16 protein-coding genes are annotated in these 18,732 nt (G+C 59.8%); 3 read left to right on the forward strand and 13 right to left on the reverse strand.

The features are described 5' to 3' along the window. Positions 1-26: 26 nt before the first annotated feature. The 7 genes from FFI16_RS20200 to FFI16_RS20230 form a co-directional block, all read right to left on the reverse strand. Positions 27-1,037 (reverse strand): chemotaxis response regulator protein-glutamate methylesterase, encoded by a 1,011-nt coding sequence (locus FFI16_RS20200; RefSeq protein ID WP_138816493.1) that lies wholly within the window; start codon positions 1,035-1,037, stop codon positions 27-29. Beyond that, positions 1,034-3,319: a hybrid sensor histidine kinase/response regulator gene (locus tag FFI16_RS20205; protein ID WP_138816494.1), complete on the reverse strand. Its 2,286-nt coding sequence runs from the start codon at positions 3,317-3,319 to the stop codon at positions 1,034-1,036. The genes FFI16_RS20200 and FFI16_RS20205 overlap by 4 nt, the downstream gene beginning before the upstream one ends. Further along, entirely contained in the window at positions 3,316-4,017 is a 702-nt protein-coding gene (locus FFI16_RS20210; protein ID WP_138816495.1) for a chemotaxis protein CheW, read from the reverse strand. Before FFI16_RS20210 ends, FFI16_RS20205 begins: the two co-directional genes overlap by 4 nt. Beyond that, entirely contained in the window at positions 4,014-5,267 is a 1,254-nt protein-coding gene (locus FFI16_RS20215) for a protein-glutamate O-methyltransferase CheR (RefSeq protein ID WP_138816496.1), read from the reverse strand. The genes FFI16_RS20210 and FFI16_RS20215 overlap by 4 nt, the downstream gene beginning before the upstream one ends. Continuing rightward, complete coding sequence (locus FFI16_RS20220) at positions 5,264-5,776, reverse strand: chemotaxis protein CheW (RefSeq protein ID WP_138816497.1); 513 nt, start codon at positions 5,774-5,776, stop codon at positions 5,264-5,266. Before FFI16_RS20220 ends, FFI16_RS20215 begins: the two co-directional genes overlap by 4 nt. Then, entirely contained in the window at positions 5,776-7,398 is a 1,623-nt protein-coding gene (locus FFI16_RS20225; protein ID WP_138816498.1) for a methyl-accepting chemotaxis protein, read from the reverse strand. Before FFI16_RS20225 ends, FFI16_RS20220 begins: the two co-directional genes overlap by 1 nt. Before the next feature lie 149 nt (positions 7,399-7,547). After that, positions 7,548-8,258, reverse strand: a complete 711-nt coding sequence (locus FFI16_RS20230) for a tellurite resistance TerB family protein (protein WP_138816499.1) — start codon at positions 8,256-8,258, stop codon at positions 7,548-7,550. 304 nt (positions 8,259-8,562) lie between these two features. Between FFI16_RS20230 and FFI16_RS20235 the strand changes: the two genes are divergently transcribed. Beyond that, positions 8,563-10,188, forward strand: coding sequence for a glucan biosynthesis protein D (locus FFI16_RS20235; protein ID WP_138816500.1), 1,626 nt, complete (start codon positions 8,563-8,565; stop codon positions 10,186-10,188). A 53-nt stretch (positions 10,189-10,241) separates the two neighbouring features. Here the strand turns inward: FFI16_RS20235 and FFI16_RS20240 are convergent, their stop codons facing one another. The 5 genes from FFI16_RS20240 to FFI16_RS20265 all read right to left on the reverse strand — a co-directional run bounded on the left by FFI16_RS20240 (position 10,242) and on the right by FFI16_RS20265 (position 16,430). Beyond that, positions 10,242-10,427, reverse strand: coding sequence for a hypothetical protein (locus FFI16_RS20240; RefSeq protein ID WP_017137090.1), 186 nt, complete (start codon positions 10,425-10,427; stop codon positions 10,242-10,244). 335 nt (positions 10,428-10,762) lie between these two features. Next, the gene (locus tag FFI16_RS20245; protein ID WP_065928937.1) at positions 10,763-11,869 is read right to left on the reverse strand and encodes an NADH:flavin oxidoreductase/NADH oxidase; all 1,107 of its coding nucleotides are present in this window, start codon (positions 11,867-11,869) and stop codon (positions 10,763-10,765) included. A 127-nt stretch (positions 11,870-11,996) separates the two neighbouring features. After that, entirely contained in the window at positions 11,997-13,898 is a 1,902-nt protein-coding gene (locus FFI16_RS20250; RefSeq protein WP_138816501.1) for a potassium transporter Kup, read from the reverse strand. Between the two features lie 154 nt (positions 13,899-14,052). After that, positions 14,053-15,150: an acyltransferase gene (locus FFI16_RS20255; RefSeq protein ID WP_138816502.1), complete on the reverse strand. Its 1,098-nt coding sequence runs from the start codon at positions 15,148-15,150 to the stop codon at positions 14,053-14,055. 656 nt (positions 15,151-15,806) lie between these two features. Then, positions 15,807-16,430, reverse strand: coding sequence for a hypothetical protein (locus FFI16_RS20265; RefSeq protein ID WP_138816504.1), 624 nt, complete (start codon positions 16,428-16,430; stop codon positions 15,807-15,809). 532 nt (positions 16,431-16,962) lie between these two features. On the opposite strand from FFI16_RS20265, the gene FFI16_RS20270 reads away from it, so the two are divergent. Together FFI16_RS20270 and FFI16_RS30740 are read left to right on the forward strand one after the other, a co-directional pair. After that, positions 16,963-17,202 carry a hypothetical protein gene (locus FFI16_RS20270; protein ID WP_306110108.1) on the forward strand — a complete coding sequence of 80 codons (240 nt, stop codon included), beginning with the start codon at positions 16,963-16,965 and terminating at the stop codon, positions 17,200-17,202. A 12-nt stretch (positions 17,203-17,214) separates the two neighbouring features. After that, positions 17,215-17,511, forward strand: coding sequence for a hypothetical protein (locus tag FFI16_RS30740; protein WP_138816505.1), 297 nt, complete (start codon positions 17,215-17,217; stop codon positions 17,509-17,511). 44 nt (positions 17,512-17,555) lie between these two features. Here FFI16_RS30740 and FFI16_RS20280 read toward each other — a convergent pair whose 3' ends face one another. After that, positions 17,556-18,653, reverse strand: coding sequence for an acyltransferase (locus tag FFI16_RS20280; RefSeq protein ID WP_138816506.1), 1,098 nt, complete (start codon positions 18,651-18,653; stop codon positions 17,556-17,558). Positions 18,654-18,732 lie beyond the last annotated feature (79 nt).

The following is an 18,732-nucleotide window of genomic DNA, read 5'->3' on the forward strand; positions in this document are numbered from 1 at the left end:
CAAGCCGGCACCGCGAGAGGTCTTGATCATTTTGCAAATACCTCCAGCAATCGGGGCGCAATTCTGTCCAGTGGGCGAATTTCAACAGCAGCATCAATGGCCGCCGCCGCTTTGGGCATGCCATACACCGCACAGCTCTGCTGATCCTGGGCGATGGTCAAATAGCCTTGTTCACGCAATATCTTGAGGCCCTGGGCCCCGTCGCGCCCCATACCGGTCAGCAGCACGCCGACGGCATCCCCATTCCAGTGGCTGGCGACGCTCTCGAAAAACACGTCGATGGACGGCCGGTAAATCTCGTTCACAGGCTCCGCGGTATAGGCTAGCGTGCCATTTTTCAACAGGCGAATGTGGTGGTTGGTACCGGCCAGCAGCACCACACCGCTTTGTGGCGGCTCGCCCTCCCGCGCCAGACGCACCGGCAAGCCGGAGGCGCTGCTCAGCCACTCGGCCATGCCGGCGGCAAATACCTGGTCCACATGCTGCACCAGCACAATGGCGGCGGGAAAGTCGCGGGGCAAGCCCTTGAGCAGGATTTCCAGGGCGGCCGGGCCGCCCGCCGAAGAACCAATCGCCACCAGGCTCTGACGTTTGCCGGTGGTGCGTGCCGGCGCGGTTTCGGCGCGTACACGGCTGCCACGCTGGCCGATCAACCAGCCAATATTGAGGATCTTGCGCAGCAACGGCGCCGCCGCATCCTTGGGGTTGCCCACCCCCAGCGCCGGGGTGTCCACCACATCCAGGGCGCCATGGCCCATGGCTTCGAACACGCGGCTCATGTTGGCCTGGCGGTCGACGGTCACCAGTAAAATCGCGCACGGGGTCTCGGCCATGATCTGCCGCGTGGCCTCCACGCCGTCCATCACCGGCATGATCAGGTCCATCAGGATCAGGTCCGGGGTCAGTTCGGCGCAGCGCTGTACGGCTTCCAGGCCATTGTTGGCCACCCACACAACCTCGTGCGCGGGCTCGAGACTCAAGGCACGGCGCAGCGCCTCTACCGCCAGGGGCATGTCATTGACGATCGCAATCCTCATGCCCGGGCGCCTCCAATCAGTTCCATCACGGCATCCAGCAAGGCGTCGTCATGGAAACTGGCTTTAGCTAGATAATAGTCGGCGCCGGCATCCAGTCCACGGCGGCGGTCTTCTTCGCGATCCTTGTACGACACCACCATCACCGGCAAGGATTGCAGGCGACTATCACGGCGCAAGAGTGTGACCAATTCGATCCCGTCCATACGAGGCATATCAATGTCAGTGATCAGCAGGTCGAAGTCTTCAGAGCGCAGTGCGTTCCAGCCATCCATGCCATCGACCGCGACCGCCACTTCATAACCACGATTAAGTAATAATTTGCGTTGCAGCTCACGCACGGTGAGCGAGTCATCCACCACCAGCACGCGCTTGCGCGGCGCTTCGGTGGCCTGCTGGCTGCGCCGTGCGATGCGTTCCAGGCGCCCGGTGTTGAGCAATTTGTCCACCGAACGCAGCATGTCTTCGACGTCGACAATCAACACCACCGAGCCGTCATCCAGCAAAGCACCGGCGGAAATATCCTGGACCTTGCCCAAGCGGTCATCCAGCGGCAGTACCACCAGGGTGCGCTCGCCGATAAAACGTTCCACCGCAATGCCATACACCGCATCGCGCTCGCGGATGACCACCACCTTCAAGGTTTCGTCATTGCTCTGCCCCGGCGGGCGCTGCAACAACTGGCTGGCGGCCACCAAGCCGACATGCCGGCCTTCGTGCCAGAAATGCTGGCGACCTTCCAGCTGCACAATATCCTCCGGCGCCAGGTCGCACATGCGTTCGATGTGCGCCAGCGGGAAGGCATAGGCTTCCTCGCCGACTTCCACCACCAGGCTGCGCACCACCGACAGGGTCAACGGCACTTCCAGGTAGAAGCGGCTGCCCTGCCCCGCCACCTGCTCCAGCACCACGGCGCCGCGCAGTTGGCGGACCATGTGCTGCACCGCATCCAGGCCGACGCCGCGCCCGGACACTTCGGTGACCTTGTCGCGCAGGCTGAAACCCGGCAGGAACAGGAACGTCAGCAGTTCTTCTTCACTCAGGCGCAGGGCGGTTTCCAGCGGTGACAGGTGCCGGTCGACGATGGTGCCGCGCAGGCGCTCCAGGTCGACACCATTGCCGTCGTCGCTTAACTCCAGCACCAGCAAACCGGCCTGGTGGGAGGCGCGCAGGCGGATCACGCCTTCGGCGGGTTTACCCGCCAATATCCGCTGCTCGGGCATTTCAATGCCGTGGTCGACGGCATTGCGCAACAAATGCGTAAGCGGTGCTTCGAGTTTTTCCAGCACGTCACGGTCGACCTGGGTCTTTTCACCCTCGATCTCCAGGCGCACCTGCTTGCCGAGGCTGCGGCCAAGGTCGCGCACCATGCGCACCTGGCCGGCGAGCACATCGGCAAACGGCCGCATGCGGCAGGCCAGCGCTGTGTCATAAAGCACTTGGGCACGCTGCCCGGCCTGCCAGCCGAACTCATCCAGCTCGGCGGTTTTTTCCGCCAGCAGCGCCTGGGCTTCACTCAACAGGCGGCGCGTGTCGGCCAGGGCTTCCTGGGCTTCGAGGCTCAAGTCCATGGCCTTGAGTTGGCCATCCAGCGTGTCCAAGGCCCGCGCGCTATTGCTTTGAATGCGCTTGAGGCGCTGCATGCTCACCAGGTAAGGCTTGAGCCGTTGAGTCTCTACCAAGGATTTACTCGACAAGTCGAGCAGGCTGTTCAAGCGCTCGGCGGTGACGCGCAGTACGCGCTCGCCGCCTTCGGTCATGCGCTTGTTCTGGCGCGGCAGGTCAGGGCTGACAGGCAGCGCGGGCTCAGGCTCCGGCGGCAACGGGTCAATCACCGGCGCAGGCGCAGGTTCCGGAGTGGCGGCGGCGGCCGGCGTGGCCTGGACGATCGGCTGCGACGGATCCAACAGGCGTTCCATCAGCGCCACATACCCTTCGATATCCGCCGGGCCTACGTTATTGCCCGGCGTGGCGATGCGCATCAGCAGGTCGGTGCCCTGCAGCAAGGCGTCGATATGCTCGGGTTGCAGATACAGGCGGTTTTCCTGGGCGCTGACCAGGCAATCCTCCATCACGTGGGCAACGCTGACGCCGGCGTCCACGCCGACAATCCGCGCTGCGCCCTTGAGCGAGTGCGCGGCGCGCATGCACGCCTCAAGCTGGTCGGCCTGGGTCGGGTTGCGTTCCAGGGCCAGCAGGCCCGCGCTCAATACCTGGGTCTGCGCATCGGCCTCCAGGCTGAACAGTTCCAGCAGCGAGGCATCGCGCATCTGGTCGGGGGTCATGTGAGGCTCCGGGTCACGGCGGACAACAATTGCGCCTCGTCCAGCCAACGCAGGCTGCGGCCTTTCCACTGCAACACGCCTTGGGTGAAGCGCGCACTGGCCTGGGTGCCGGAGGCCGACGCGGCCTTCAAGGCGCGCTCATCGATGGCATGGATGCCGTCAACTTCATCCACCGGCACCACCACCGGGCCGTCCTGGGCAGCAATAATCAACATGCGCGGCATCACCCGCGCACCGCTTGCGCCGGTGCTGGCAGGGTCCAGCCCGAGCAGTTCCACCAGTGACAAACACGCCACCAGCGCGCCGCGCACATTCGCAACGCCCAGTAATGCGCGGGAACGCTGGTGCGGCAACGAGTGAATCGGCTGCAGCGGGGCCACCTCCACCAGGCATCGGGTGGCAATGCCCAGCCACTCTTCACCCAGACGGAACATCAGAATCGAACGGGTGACGATGTCTTCGTCAGCTTCTGCGGGTGCATACGCCTGCCGGTCGTCCTGCTGCAACGCGTAGCGGTCGAGCAGGCGCGTGGCGGCGGCGGAATACACCGAGCAGTTGCGGCAGTGGATATGTTCGGCGAGCAACGGGCAGGACTTGTCGCCATGGATGCCGATACGGTTCCAGCAGTCGTCGATGGCTTGGGTGTCGGCCAGGGTCAGGTCCAGGCCTGCGGTGTCGAGCGCATCAAGGTTATTCATCGTTTGGACTCACTGTCTGCACGCTCGCTACGCGCGGCGCGCGCCTGCAAGCGGCGCGCACCCGCACTGTCGCCCTGGGATTCGAGCAATGCGGCCAGGTGCATCAAGGCCTGCGGGTGCTGCGGTTCCAGGTACAAGGCTTTGCGGTAATAACCCTGGGCTTCCAGGGCGCTGCCGGCCACGTCGCTGAGCAGCCCCAGCCAGTAAAACACCTGGGCGGCCGGCGGGTGGTTACTCAAATACTGTTCACAGGCGGCGCGGGCCTCGGCACTTTTGCCTTCGTTGGCCAGCGTGGCGATGCGGCTGAGCAAGTCGCCCGCATCGCTGTGCGGTGCCTTGATCGGCACCACTTGGGCGCTCACCGTGCTGAACGGGCGCGGCTTGGTCGGAATCGGTGCTGCGCTGCGTTGGGGGATGGGCAGCGGCACAAACACCGGTTCAGGCTTGACCGGTTCGGCATGCCGGCTGAATGCAAAGGATTGCGGCACGCCAATCGAACGCATGCCGTGGCGCCCCAGCAGGCTGCCTTCGGCGGGGCCGATAAACAGCACGCCGTCGACGTGGGTCAGGCTCTTGAGCACATCGAACACTTGCTTCTGGGTGGGTTGGTCGAAGTAGATCAGCAGGTTGCGGCAGAACACAAAATCGTAGGTGGGCTCATTGGCCAGCAATGCCGGGTCGAGCAAATTACCGACTTGCAGGCGCACTTGTTCGCGCACCCGCTCGGCGATGTGGAAACCATCGGGCTGTTCGCTGAAGTGACGCTCGCGAAACTCGATATCGCCGCCGCGAAAGGAGTTCTTGCCGTACACGCCACGCTTGGCGCGCTCCACCGACAGCGGGCTGACGTCCAGCCCCAGCACCTTGAACTGGTGCGGCGCCAGCCCCGCATCGAGCAAGGCCATGGCAATCGAATAAGGCTCTTCGCCCGTGGAACACGGCAGGCTGAGAATGCGCAGGGCGCGCATCTGCTTGATCGCCGCCAGGCGCTCCTTGGCCAAACGCGCCAAGGTCGCAAAGGACTCGGGATAGCGGAAAAACCAGGTCTCGGGGACGATCACCGCTTCGATCAGCGCCTGCTGCTCATCCTGCGAACTCTGCAAATGCTGCCAGTAATCCTGCGCGGTCTGCGCCTGCACGGCCTGGCTGCGCTGACGCACCGCACGCTCGATGATTGCCTCGCCGACCGAGGCGACATCCAGGCCAATGCGGTCCTTCAAGAAGGCAAAGAAGCGTGGGTCGTTGCTCATAGGCTCAACTCGCTGGAAAACAGCAAGGCGCGCACGTCATCGGTGAGCAAGTCGGCCACGCCGATCCATTGCATCAAACCCGAGGCATCTTCACGCACCGGCCCCAGGTACGGCGCCGCGCGGTTATCCAGGCCATAAGGCTGGAACTCGGCCGGGTCGCAACGCAGGGTGTCGGTGGCCTGCTCCAGGATCAGCCCCAGCCAGCGCGCCTCGAGCCAAGGTTGCGGCTGGTAATTGACCAGTACCAATCGCGTGCTGGTACGGGCCTGGGCCGGTTTGCCGAAGGTCAACGCACACAGGTCGATGACCGGCACCAGTGCACCGCGGTGGGCAAAGACACCCGCCACCCACAGTGGCGCATGAGCGATGGGTTTGAGCGGCAGGCGCGGCAACACTTCAGCCACTTCCGTGGCCTTGAGGGCATAACGTTCGCCGCCGATGTGGAACACCAGGAACAACGCCTTTTTCGCTGCCGGGACGGCGCCGCGTTTAGCCGCGAGGTCGCTCATCAGACTTTGAAACGCGACACGCCGCTGCGCAGACCGACCGCGACCTGGCTCAGCTCATCAATGGCAAAGCTGGCCTGGCGCAGGGACTCCACGGTCTGGCTGCTGGCATCGCCCAGTTGCACCAGCGCGTGGTTGATCTGCTCGGCGCCGGTGGCCTGGGCCTGCATGCCTTCGTTGACCATCAGCACCCGCGGCGCCAGGGCCTGTACCTGATGGATGATCTGCGACAGCTGTTCGCCCACTTGTTGTACTTCGAACATGCCACGACGCACTTCTTCGGAGAACTTGTCCATGCCCATCACGCCCGCCGACACCGCCGACTGGATCTCGCGCACCATCTGCTCGATGTCGTAGGTGGCTACGGCAGTCTGGTCGGCCAGGCGCCGCACTTCGGTGGCCACCACGGCAAACCCGCGCCCGTACTCACCGGCCTTCTCGGCTTCGATGGCGGCGTTGAGCGACAGCAGGTTGGTCTGGTCGGCCACCTTGACGATGGTCACCACCACTTGGTTGATGTTGCCGGCCTTCTCATTGAGGATCGCCAGCTTGGCGTTCACCAGGTCGGCGGCGCCCATCACCGAGTGCATGGTTTCTTCCATGCGCGCCAGGCCTTGCTGGCCCGAGCCGGCAGCGACCGACGCCTGATCGGCGGCGGTGGAGACTTCGGTCATGGTGCGCACCAGGTCTTTGGACGTGGCGGCAATTTCCCGCGAAGTCGCGCCGATCTCGGTGGTGGTGGCCGCTGTTTCGGTGGCCGTGGCTTGTTGTTGCTTGGAGGTGGCAGCGATCTCGGTGACCGAGGTGGTCACCTGCACCGACGAGCGCTGGGCCTGGGAAACCAGGGCGGTCAGCTCAGTCATCATGTCGTTGAAGCCGGTTTCGACAGCGTTGAATTCGTCCTTGCGCTCAAGGTTCAGGCGTTTGCTCAGGTCACCCGTGCGCATGGTTTCGAGGATTTCGACGATGCGATTCATCGGCGCCATGATCGCCCGCATCAGCAACAGGCCGCACAAACCGGCAGCGAGGATGGCCACGGCCAACGACACGAACATGCTGACTTTGGCGGCGGCCACTGCATCATCGATGGCGGCGGTGGCGTTATCGGCGACCTGTTTGTTCTCATTGATAATGTCATTGAGCTTCATGCGGCCTGCGGTCCAGGCGGGTGTGAGCTGTTCGTCGAACAGCTTTTGCGCCTCGACGGCGTTGCCAGCCTGATGGGCGTCCAGCACCAGGGCAAGATTTTTGTTATAGGCCTGGTGGAGTTTTTCAAAGGCGTCGAACTCAGTACGATCCTGATCGATATTGATCGTGCTCGCGTAACTGGCCATGTGTTGTTCCAGGCGCGCCTCAAACGACTTGTAGTCCTGTTTGTCGGCGTCTGAGATGCCCTGATTTCGGAGGGCGCCGACCAACTCCTGGGTTTGCAGGTAACTGTCGACCCAGGCGCTGCGGATCATCGAACTGAAAAACACCCCAGGCACGGCGTCATCCCGGACGGAATTTTCGCTGACCTCAATTTTCAGCAGGCGCGAATACGAGACCACGACCATCAACAGCATGATCGCGATAATTACCGCAAAGCTCGCCAAAATCCGTTGGCGCAAGGTCCAGTTCTTCACAGTAATTCCTCGAAGGGCCGATCAAATGCCGAGGAGTATAGCTGAGCGGATGCCCGCATTTATCAACAGGTTTTGATGTAGCGCTCACAGAACGCAAAAACACCCCGAACCACTACTGCGGCCGGGGTGTTGTCTGGCTGGGAACGCGGTCAGAGCGTGGCTTGGCGTACCTGTTTTTCCAGCTCGGCCTTTAGGCCAGGCTCCAGTTTGAGTTGGCGCGCCAGCTCGTCGAGGTAGGCTTTTTCCATGAAGTTTTCCTCGTCCACCAGCATCACGCTGGCGATGTACATCTCGGCGGCCATTTCCGGCGTGCTGGCTGCACGCGCCACATCGGCGGGGTCCAGGGGCTTGTTCAGCTCGGCGTGCAGCCAGCTTTGCAGTTCGCGGTCGTTATCCAGTTTGGTGAATTCGCCTTCGATCAGGGCGCGCTCACGCTCGTCTACATGCCCGTCGGCTTTGGCGGCGGCGACCAGCGCCTTGAGAATGCCCTGGCTGTGTTGCTCGACCTGGGCCGGCGGCAGGCGGTCGATGGTTTGCGGCTCGCCTTGGGGGGCGCCGGCCTGTTGCGCCTGCCAATTGCCGTACGCTTTGTAGGCAATCACACCGAGGGCTGCCAGCCCGCCATAGGTAAGCGCCTTGCCGCCGAACTTGCGTGCCTTTTTATTCCCCAGCAAGAGCCCCATCGCACCCGCCGCCAGGGCGCCGCCGCTCGTACCGCCGAGCAAACTGCCAAGCCCACCGCCGCCGAGCAAGCCGCCGAGGGCGCTTTTGTCGTCCGATTTGCGTTGCCCGCCGGCCTTGTTTTGCAACATGTCCTGGCCGGATTTGAGCAACTGATCGAGCAATCCACGGGTATTCATGCGTAGCCTCCAGACACTTGGGTTCGTAGGACCAATAGGCTCCCAGCGTAAAACTAAGTGCCAAAAAGCCGCGATCTAGAGTGCTTCCAGATGTAACGCCAGCAGTGCGTATTTGAAACGTCTTGTTTCATATGCAAAGCCATCACCCCGCCATCAATCAATTTTCCTTCTGCATCGAACCGCTTAAGCTATCCGGCGTCTGTTTATTGTCCGTTGCGTTTGGTCGAAGGCATGTCCGAACCGTTATTTCTTATCCGTTACGTGCCAGGAACGGCGCGGGATTTGCTCACGACAGGTTGTCTCTATGCACCGCAGGAATTTGCTCAAAGCGTCAATGGCCATTGCGGCTTACACCGGTTTGTCGGCCAGTGGCCTGTTGGCCGCGCAGGCCTGGGCCGGGAACCGCGCCGCCGATGGCAAGGCCGTGGCGTTCGACTTCGAAACGCTCAAGGCCCAGGCCAAGCAGCTCGCCGCCACCGCATACAAAGACACTAAACAGGTACTGCCGCCGACCCTGGCGACCATGACCCCGCAGAATTTCAATGCCATCGGCTACGACGGCAACCATTCGCTGTGGAAGGAGCTGAACGGCCAGCTCGACGTGCAATTCTTCCATGTCGGCATGGGTTTCAAGACGCCAGTACGCATGCACAGCGTAGATCCCAAGACCCGTGAAGCCCGCGAGGTGCATTTCCGCCCGTCGCTGTTCAACTATGCCAAGACCACGGTGGACACTAAACAGTTGACCGGCGACCTGGGCTTCTCCGGCTTCAAGCTGTTCAAGGCGCCGGAACTGGACCGCCATGACGTGCTGTCGTTTCTCGGCGCCAGCTACTTTCGTGCGGTAGATGCAACCGGCCAGTACGGCCTCTCCGCACGCGGCCTGGCGATTGATACCTACGCGAAAAAACGCGAAGAATTCCCCGACTTCACGCAGTTCTGGTTCGAAACCCCAAGCAAGGACGCCACGCGTTTTGTGGTCTACGCCCTGCTCGACTCGCCGAGCGCCACCGGCGCCTATCGCTTTGACATCGATTGCCAGGCCAGCCAGGTGGTGATGGCCATCGACGCGCATATCAACGCGCGCACCGCCATCGAGCAACTGGGCATCGCGCCCATGACCAGCATGTTCAGCTGCGGCACCCATGAACGCCGGATGTGCGACACCATCCACCCGCAAATCCACGACTCGGACCGGCTGGCCATGTGGCGTGGCAACGGCGAGTGGATCTGTCGCCCGCTGAACAACCCGGCCAAGCTGCAATTCAACGCCTTTGCCGACACCGACCCGAAAGGTTTCGGCCTGGTACAGACCGACCATGAGTTCGCCAGCTACCAGGACACTGTGGACTGGTACAGCAAGCGCCCAAGCCTGTGGGTGGAACCGACCACCGCCTGGGGCGAAGGCTCGATCGACCTGCTGGAAATCCCCACCACCGGCGAAACCCTGGACAACATCGTAGCCTTCTGGACCCCGAAAAAGCCTGTGGCTGCCGGTGAATCACTCAACTACGGCTACAAGCTGTACTGGAGCGCGCTGCCGCCAGTGAGCACGCCGCTGGCGCAAGTGGATGCCACCCGTTCCGGCATGGGCGGTTTTACCGAAGGCTGGGCACCGGGCGAGCATTACCCCGAAGTGTGGGCGCGCCGCTTTGCCGTGGATTTCAAGGGTGGGGGCCTGGATCGCCTGCCGGCCGGCACCGGGATCGAGCCGGTGGTGACCTGTTCCCACGGTGAAGTCAAAGACTTCAGTGTGCTGGTGCTGGACAACATCAAGGGCTATCGCATTCTGTTCGATTGGTACCCGACCAGCGACAGTGTGGAGCCGGTTGAACTGCGCCTGTTTATCCGCACCCAGGACCGCACCTTGAGTGAGACCTGGCTGTATCAGTACTTCCCGCCGGCACCGGACCAGCGCAAGTACAGCTGATACGCCCCAACAGATCCTTCCCACGTTCCCGCGTGGGAAGGATCCAATGCCGGTTAAAACCGCGACACACTCTTCATTGCGCCGATCAAGTAGCGCATCGCCACCTGATCGTTTTCGGTCAGGGCGCGATACTGCGCCAGCAATTCCACCTCATCCGAACTCAACCTTCGCCCTCGCAAAGACATTCGGCGACTCCAAAAAGACGCCACCGCACCCGCTACGCCATAGGATTTGGTCATGGACCGTTACTCCTGATATCAGTCAAATACTCCTGGTGCCCATTCCCAACGCTCGCGAAGCGCAATGGCTTCGAGGACAAACAGCCTGACTCCCTGGGCCAGAAATCACACTTACCCTAAGCGTAGAAACAATCTCGACACGTGTGGGATTTTTTTAGAGTATTCACTTAAAAAAATACTTCGGTAACAAATACCTACAACCCTTTCGCACGCAGCAGTCGGTAAAGGTGGGCATCGTGAGGCTCCGCTCATACAGCTGCGGATCAGGCTTGCATTAAACGCGGGAAACAAAAAACCCACCGAGTCGGGTGGGTTTATTGCAGGCAGGCGCGGGCTCAATCCCGCAGGTCAGACTCATGAATCGGCTGATCACGGTGAGTCGCCCGCTGGTACTGCGCGGGCCAGATGGCTTTGCGCCCACCCAGGTCATCGTCGGCATGCAGCGGCCAGTAAGGGTCACGCAACAGCTCACGGGCGAGGAAAATGATGTCGGCCTGGCAGGTGCGCAGGATGTGTTCAGCCTGGGCCGGTTCGGTAATCATGCCCACCGTGCCGGTGGCGATACCGGATTCTTTGCGTACGCGCTCGGCAAACCGCGTCTGGTAGCCCGGGCCGGTGGGAATCTCGGCGTTGGCGGCGGTGCCACCGGAGGACACGTCGATAAGATCCACGCCCAGGTCTTTGAGGCGGCGCGCCAGCTCCACGGTTTCATCGGGGTTCCAGCCGTCTTCCACCCAATCGGTGGCTGACACCCGCACAAACAGCGGCAGCTCCTGGGGCCAGACGGCGCGCACGGCCTTGGTGACTTCGAGCACCAGGCGGATACGGTTTTCAAACGAGCCGCCGTAGTGATCCTGACGCTGGTTGCTGATCGGCGAGAGGAATTGATGCAACAGGTAACCGTGGGCGGCGTGGATTTCCACCACTTCGAAACCGGCGGTCAGCGCACGCTTGGCGGCGGCAACAAAGTCGGCAATCACCTGCTGGATCTGCCCTTCATCGAGTGGCTTGGGTTGCGTGTGGTTCGGGTCAAAGGCAATCGGCGAGGGGCCCACCGGCACCCAGCCGCCGTCTTCCGGCTTGACGCTGCCGTGCTTGCCGATCCACGGCCGGTGGGTGCTGGCCTTACGCCCGGCGTGCGCCAGCTGGATACCCGCCACCGCGCCTTGGGCGGCAATAAAGCGGGTGATGCGTTGCAACGGTTCGATCTGCGCGTCATTCCACAGGCCCAGGTCCTGGGCGGTGATGCGGCCATCGGCGGTGACGGCGGTGGCTTCGGTAAAAATCAGCCCGGCGCCACCGACGGCGCGGCTGCCCAGGTGCACCAGGTGCCAGTCATTGGCCAGGCCATCGTCGGACGAGTATTGGCACATCGGCGACACGGCGATGCGGTTGAGGAGGGTCAATTGACGGAGGGTGTAGGGTTCGAGCAGCTGACTCATGGCGCACCTCTTCTGGGTTCTGTGGGCACTATTCAAACAGTGCTTAGAGCCTAGTCGACAACGCTGGATTGCACAGGGTTCAGAAAGGAAAGCGGGAGCCGAGTGCCGGCTCCCGTGTCGCAGAAGATTACATCTCGACCTGTGTGCCCAGCTCGATCACCCGGTTTACCGGGAGTTTGAAGAAGCGCAGGTTGCCGTTGGCGTTTTTCAACATGAACGCAAACAGCGCTTCGCGCCAGCGCGCCATGCCTTTGATGCGCGAGGCGATCACGGTTTCGCGGCTGAGGAAGTACGTGGTGCGCATCGGGCTGAAGTCCAGCTCGTCCAGATGGCACAGCTTCAGGGCTTCGGGCACGTCCGGCTCATCCGCAAACCCGAAATGCAGGATGACCCGGAAGAAGCCTTCGCCGTAGGCATCGACCTCGAAACGCCGCGTAACCGGCACGCGAGGAATGTCCTCGTAAACCACCGTCAACAGCACCACCTGCTCGTGCAACACCTGGTTATGCAGCAGGTTGTGCAATAGCGCGTGGGGCACTGCGTCCGGCCGCGCGGTGAGGAACACCGCCGTGCCCTGCACGCGGTGAGGCGGCTGCACGCGGATACTGCTGATAAAGATCGGCAACGGCAGCCCGCCTTCGTCGAGGCGCTCCACCAGCAGCTGTTTGCCGCGCTTCCAGGTGGTCATCAGCACGAACAGCACAATGCCCGCGAGCACCGGGAAGGCACCGCCCTGGATGATTTTCGGCACGTTGGCGGCAAAATACAGGCCGTCCACCAACAGGCAGCAGACCAGCACCGGCACCGCCAGGATCGGTGGCCACTTCCACAGCAGCAGCATCACTGCCGACACCAGGATGGTGGTCATCAGCATGGTTCCGGTCACCGCCACGCCGTAGGCCGAGGCCAGTGCGTTGGAGGACTCGAAGCCAATCACCAGCAGGATCACGCCGACCATCAGCGACCAGTTCACCGCGCCGATGTAGATCTGGCCCTGCTCGGCGCTGGAGGTGTGCTGGATATGCATGCGTGGGATGTAACCCAGCTGGATCGCCTGGCGCGTCAACGAGAACGCGCCGGAAATCACCGCCTGGGAGGCAATCACCGTGGCCAGGGTGGACAACACCACCAGCGGGATCAGCGCCCAGCTCGGCGCCAGCAGGTAGAACGGGTTGCGCGCGGCTTCCGGGTCGCCGAGCAGCATGGCGCCCTGGCCGAAATAGTTGAGCACCAGTGCCGGCAACACCAGGATGAACCAGGCGCGGGCAATGGGTTTGCGCCCGAAGTGGCCCATGTCGGCGTACAGCGCCTCGGCACCGGTCAGTGCCAGCACCACGGCGCCAAGGATCGCCACGCCAATGCCTGGGTGGGCCTCGAAGAACCGCACGGCCCACATCGGGTTCATCGCGCTGAGCACTTCAGGGTGCAAGGTGATGCCATAGATCCCAAGGCCGCCCAGCACCAGGAACCAGGTGACCATCACCGGCCCGAACAGTTTGCCGATACGGTCGGTGCCGTGTTTCTGGATCAGGAACAGCGCCACCAGCACCACCAGTGCAATTGGCACGACCCATTTGTCCAGGCCATCGAACGCCAATTCCAGACCTTCAATGGCCGACAGCACCGAAATCGCCGGGGTGATCATGCTGTCGCCGTAGAACAGCGCCGCACCGCACAGGCCGCACACCACCAGAAAACTGCGCAGGCGCTTGCGCGTGCCTGCCGCCCGCCGTGCCAGTGCCGTCAGCGCCATGATGCCGCCCTCGCCCTGGTTGTCGGCGCGCAGCACGAACAGCATGTATTTGATCGATACAACCCAGATCAGCGACCAGAAGATCAGCGCCAGGATACCCAGCACACCATCATGGTTGACCTGCACACCGTAACCACCGGTAAACACTTCTTTAAGGGTATAGAGCGGGCTGGTACCGATATCGCCGTAAACCACCCCGACCGCCGCCACCAGCATGCCAATCGGCTTTGCATTGGAATGCTCGGCACCTGCCGCCTGACTATTTGCCTGACCCATCAACCACTCCTGCCCTTTGACCTGAGGTCTTTTATAAACAACGCGCCTAAGCTGACCCTAGCATGCGCTGTTTTACTTCTCGTAACAGACGTTTTATTGACCCCGGGGTTTCACCCGTGCGCAACGGCGCGAAGCATAGCGCAAAGGGTGATGATTAGTTGGCGACTGACTGAGCACTCACGCGCCCTGCTCGGCGTCGAGAAAGACGCTGAGTCAAAGGACGCTCTACAAACCTGTAGCTCATGTACCCAACAGCTATCACCACCGGCAGGGATATCGCCCAGAACACCACAGAGGCCACAAGCCCACCTTCAACACTGCCAAAGGCCACCCAGAGTCGACCGCACACGCTCAGCGTAAGGATATGTGACAGATAAAGTGAGTAAGACATGTCACCCAGTGACGTCAGAACGCCTGGCACCTGCCATTGAGACTTGAACTCCTGCAGCGCCAACGCCAGCAACAATAAGGTATAGCCACCGCCCACAATCAGTGCGCGTTGCAGAGAGATGGACTGGATGACGTCCGACCCATCGACGGTCCCCGACGCCAGCGCATAAGCCAGCAGGCCCACACCGATCAGACCGACCAGAGCGCCAGGCAAGCGCCACTGGAATGCCCCACTGACCACCTGCAAATACAGCAGGCCGGCCAGCGCGCCGAAGATGAACTCAATGGAAAATTCGTGCCTGATAACCCGTAGATAGGGGTTGGCCGGGCTCGTATACAGCACAGAGGCAGCAAGGATGGCGCAAAGCCAGGCAACGAATACCAACGGCATCCATCGTCGTGGCAGCAGCAAAATGAGCGCGAACACCAGGTAAAACCAGACCTCGTGGATCAACGACCAGGCAACCATGACCAGTGGTAGATTGACGTCCGGCAACAGCAGGAACGAATTCAGCAGACTGACTTCGCCCGCCTGGGAGCTGTTGACCATGCCGGGCTTGAGCAGGAACACCAGCATCACCGCGAAAAAGTACACCCAATACACCGGATAGATTCGTAGGAAGCGGCCTTTAAGGAAGCCGAGCACTTCACCCCGCCCACCGAACTTATTGGCCGACGCCAGCACCATCACAAAGCCGCTGATAACAAAGAACAAATCCACACCGGTTTGCCCGAACACGAACATGTCCGGTAGCCAGGTAGCACCAGCAAGGTACTTTGCATTGATAAAAAGTGAGTGAAAGGCAATGACTGCGAGCGCAGCCAGTCCCCTGGCCGCCTGCAATGCGGAAATTTTGTGCACGGGATTAGGTCCTTGACGTAAGTGCTATTGAGCGCGCGCATAGTGAGAGAACCACTATCCGCTTGCAAGCCGCACTGTGGCAGGCATGATCACGCTTTGCGCCATGCCGCACTCGTCGCATTTCCCCGCATAAAGCTGGTCAAGCGCGCTGCCCGTCGATAGAATTGCGCACTTTTTGATCAGAGGCGCACCAAAGCGCCCGTCTACCGCCGTGTCGTGCCCGACTGGCGGCGTCATTCAATACCGAGGTTAGACATGTCCACCACCATCGCAAAAGCCAACCCCAAGGTCGGCTTTGTATCCCTGGGTTGCCCTTAAGATCTTTAAAATATACACAGCTTTCTGCCTATGACCTTTCATCCATAACCTCTGCAGGAGAGCTTTATGCTTCTGTAGGGAGCCCGAAAATTGGGCAGCAGATTGCGAGATAGGGGGGTAGCTCAGACACTCAAAAGCCGCGCAATGCGCGGCTTTTGATTTGGTGGGCTCACACGTACTTGAACCGTGGACCAAAGGATTATGAGCCCGAGTTAAAGAGCCGTAAACATTGGTAACCGCCAGCAAAATCAATGCTTTCAGATGGTGCCTGTGCATATGTGCAGAAATTAAACCTACCTAAATTGGACGGGTTTTGGACGGATTAATGATCGCGTTGCTCATTGCTGCACAGGCGGAGTGACCGCCCCGCTGAATGTAGCGCGCATCTTGTCAATTTCTTCCATTCTTTCCAATTTGGATATTAAGTCTTCCTTTGGGGCGTAATACTTAGGCCGTTCGGGTGGTGGGATTTCGTATGTCTTACAGAGAGATTCGATCTGTCCGATTGCTTTTAACCCTAGCTTCGACAGGTTTTCTTCCCGGTACTGGTAATACTCTTCGTAGTCAGGCGGGGAGGACTGGTCCCCGACAGATTCCATGCCTTCTTTGATGGCGTTGAGTCTATTGGGCATCGACATGATGTCGTACATCAGTTGGGTCGGTAGTGCCCGATAGTCGCCGCCTTCAGGAAGCGCGAATTCAGGGTTTCGCACCGCGCTACGGGTGCAGCCCTGGGCATCCGTGAAAAGTGGATCGTGTACCGCGTTGTAGCAGTCGGCTACCAGCTTATCCAAGACAAGTACCAGCCGAATGCCAAGGTGCTGAGCTTCGATTTCTTGCTTTTTGGATGAAAGGCGCGACTCCTTCACCCATCCCAAAGCGAATAGGATCAAAGAGCCGGTCGTTGCGATGAGACCTCCAAGAGCAACCTTCCCCACGTCACTAGCAAAAAACTCCCACATTGATCTATCCCTATCTAAGTTTCGGTTATTCAAAATTGTGAAAAGGCCGCATTTCGCCAAACGCCCGAGCGCCGTGACTTCTGGCCATTTTCGACTCTGCTTTTTGCGCCCGCTCGCAGCAAGAATTTCGATCTTTCCTGAATTTGAAAACTGCGGAAATCCCTAGTTTTCTGGTGGCTGCTCCCCGTACATAAAGCCAGTGGGCTATGTGCTCCCACTTTCAGCCCGTCGCAAGCGTGGTGCAGTAATCCTGCATTTTTTTGCAAACCTTTGCATCCTGTGCAATTGCCGCTTCCCTCGCTTGCCCCGCGACAGTGCTGGGCGGGAAGTCAGTTTGCACGACAATCGAATTTGCAAAAAAAAGACGCGGAAAGCCCGTCGGCGGGAGGGGGATAAGTGCTTTTTCGAACAGATTTTTTCTGACGCGGTGGTTTTCTCGCGCTCACCGGTCGCAGTTCGTCGGATCACCCACGCGCTGGTCTGACAGGACCATATACTGGTTGCATATACAGTTAATTGCAGAGCCATCAGCATGAACATGAACCTCGACTCCCCGGCCATTACAAAAAGCGCTTGGCACGCATTACTGCAGGACCAGGCCGAGTTGTTGAGACATCCCGCGACACATCACAAGGCGCTGATCCACAACGCGCACGCGCTCCACCGAGCGGGATTAATTGACGTCTATGAGTTAAGCGACTTTCTGGAACAAGCGGATGGCGCCCTGGCCTATGCGGTTGAGGCGATCTTGGATGAGCCATGTGGCGAGTAGGAGGAAGTCACGATGCACATGCTGATAACACCCATGCGCTGCAAAGGCGTTGCTCTGACCGCCCTTGAAAGGAGGCGGTACGCTCCCATCAAAGGTGACGTTAGTGTCGTAGCTCAGGCGAGGGAGGAATTGGGCCGCAGTTCGAATGTCGCGAGAGTTATTCCAACATGGCCAAAAGAGCCGTCACCGCTGCCGTGCTTGCTCGATGCCACGTTATCGGGGATGGCTCCCACAGGATTCGTTCTGAGTGGTATTGAGTACGTCGACGGGTGTGCTTACGCACAATCTTGGTGGTGCCGGCAGGAATGAAATTGAACGACCGGACCCTATGAGTCATAAGGTCCGGTCAATATTTAATTGACTACTGGCTGACTATTTCTTTTCACTTTTAGCCCGTGAGAAAGATACTTGGTCAAAGGGCGCTCTATTAGCCAATAACTCAAATACCCGACAACAATCACTATCGGTAGGGATATTGCCCAGAATAGAACAGAGGCGGCAATGCCTCCATCTGTGTTGCCGAATACAGTCCAAATGCGACCACACAGACTTAGTGTAAGTATGTGCGACAGATAAAGTGAATAAGACATGTCGCCCAAAGACTTAAGGAAGCCCGGCACCGCCCATTGAGATTTAGACTCTTGCAGTGCCAGTGCGAGAAGTAATAGCGTATAACCACCTCCGACTATGAACGCCCGACTTAGAGAGATAGACTGAATTACATCTGACCCATCGATTAAATCTGATATCACGGCATAAGCTATCAGGCACACACCGAACAAAGCCACCGGGCCAGTAGGCAAACGCCACTTAGATGGTTCACTGATGGCCTTCAAGTAAGCGATGCCAGCGAGCGCACCGAGGATAAACTCTATCGAAAATTCGTGCTTAACAGTGCGTAAATAGGGATTCTCCGGGCCGGTGTAAAGCACAGAGGCGATGGCCACAGCGCAGAGCCAAGCGGCGAAAGCCAACGGCACCCATCGTTTTGGTAACAGCAGAATAAAGGCGAACACCAGGTAGAACCAAACTTCATGGATTAACGACCAGGCGACCATTACAAGTGGCAAATTGGCGTCAGGCAAAAGTAGGAATGAATGTAGAAGATTTACTTCGCCTGCTTGAGAGCTGTTGACCATGCCGGGCTTTAACAAAAAAACCAGCAACACAGCAAAAAAGTAAACCCAGTAGACTGGGTAAATACGTATTGCGCGACCTTTGAGGAAATTAAAAATTTCACCTCGCACGCCAAACTTGTTTGCCGAAGCAAGCACCATAACGAATCCGCTTATTACAAAAAACAGATCCACACCGGTTTGCCCAAACACGAATATGTCCGGTAGCCAAGTGGCTCCAGGAATGTACTTAGCGTTGATGAATAGCGAGTGAAATGCAATTACTGCAAGTGCGGCCAGCCCTCTGGCCGCTTGTAATGATGAAATCTTATGCACAGTGTTATGTCCTTACGCTAGTGCTTTTCCAGGCGCGCATATTGGGAGAAGCCTGGAACGGTTGCAAGCTAGACGGTCA

Origin of the sequence: Pseudomonas sp. KBS0710 (assembly GCF_005938045.2) — a bacterium.
In the GTDB taxonomy this organism is placed as follows: domain Bacteria; phylum Pseudomonadota; class Gammaproteobacteria; order Pseudomonadales; family Pseudomonadaceae; genus Aquipseudomonas.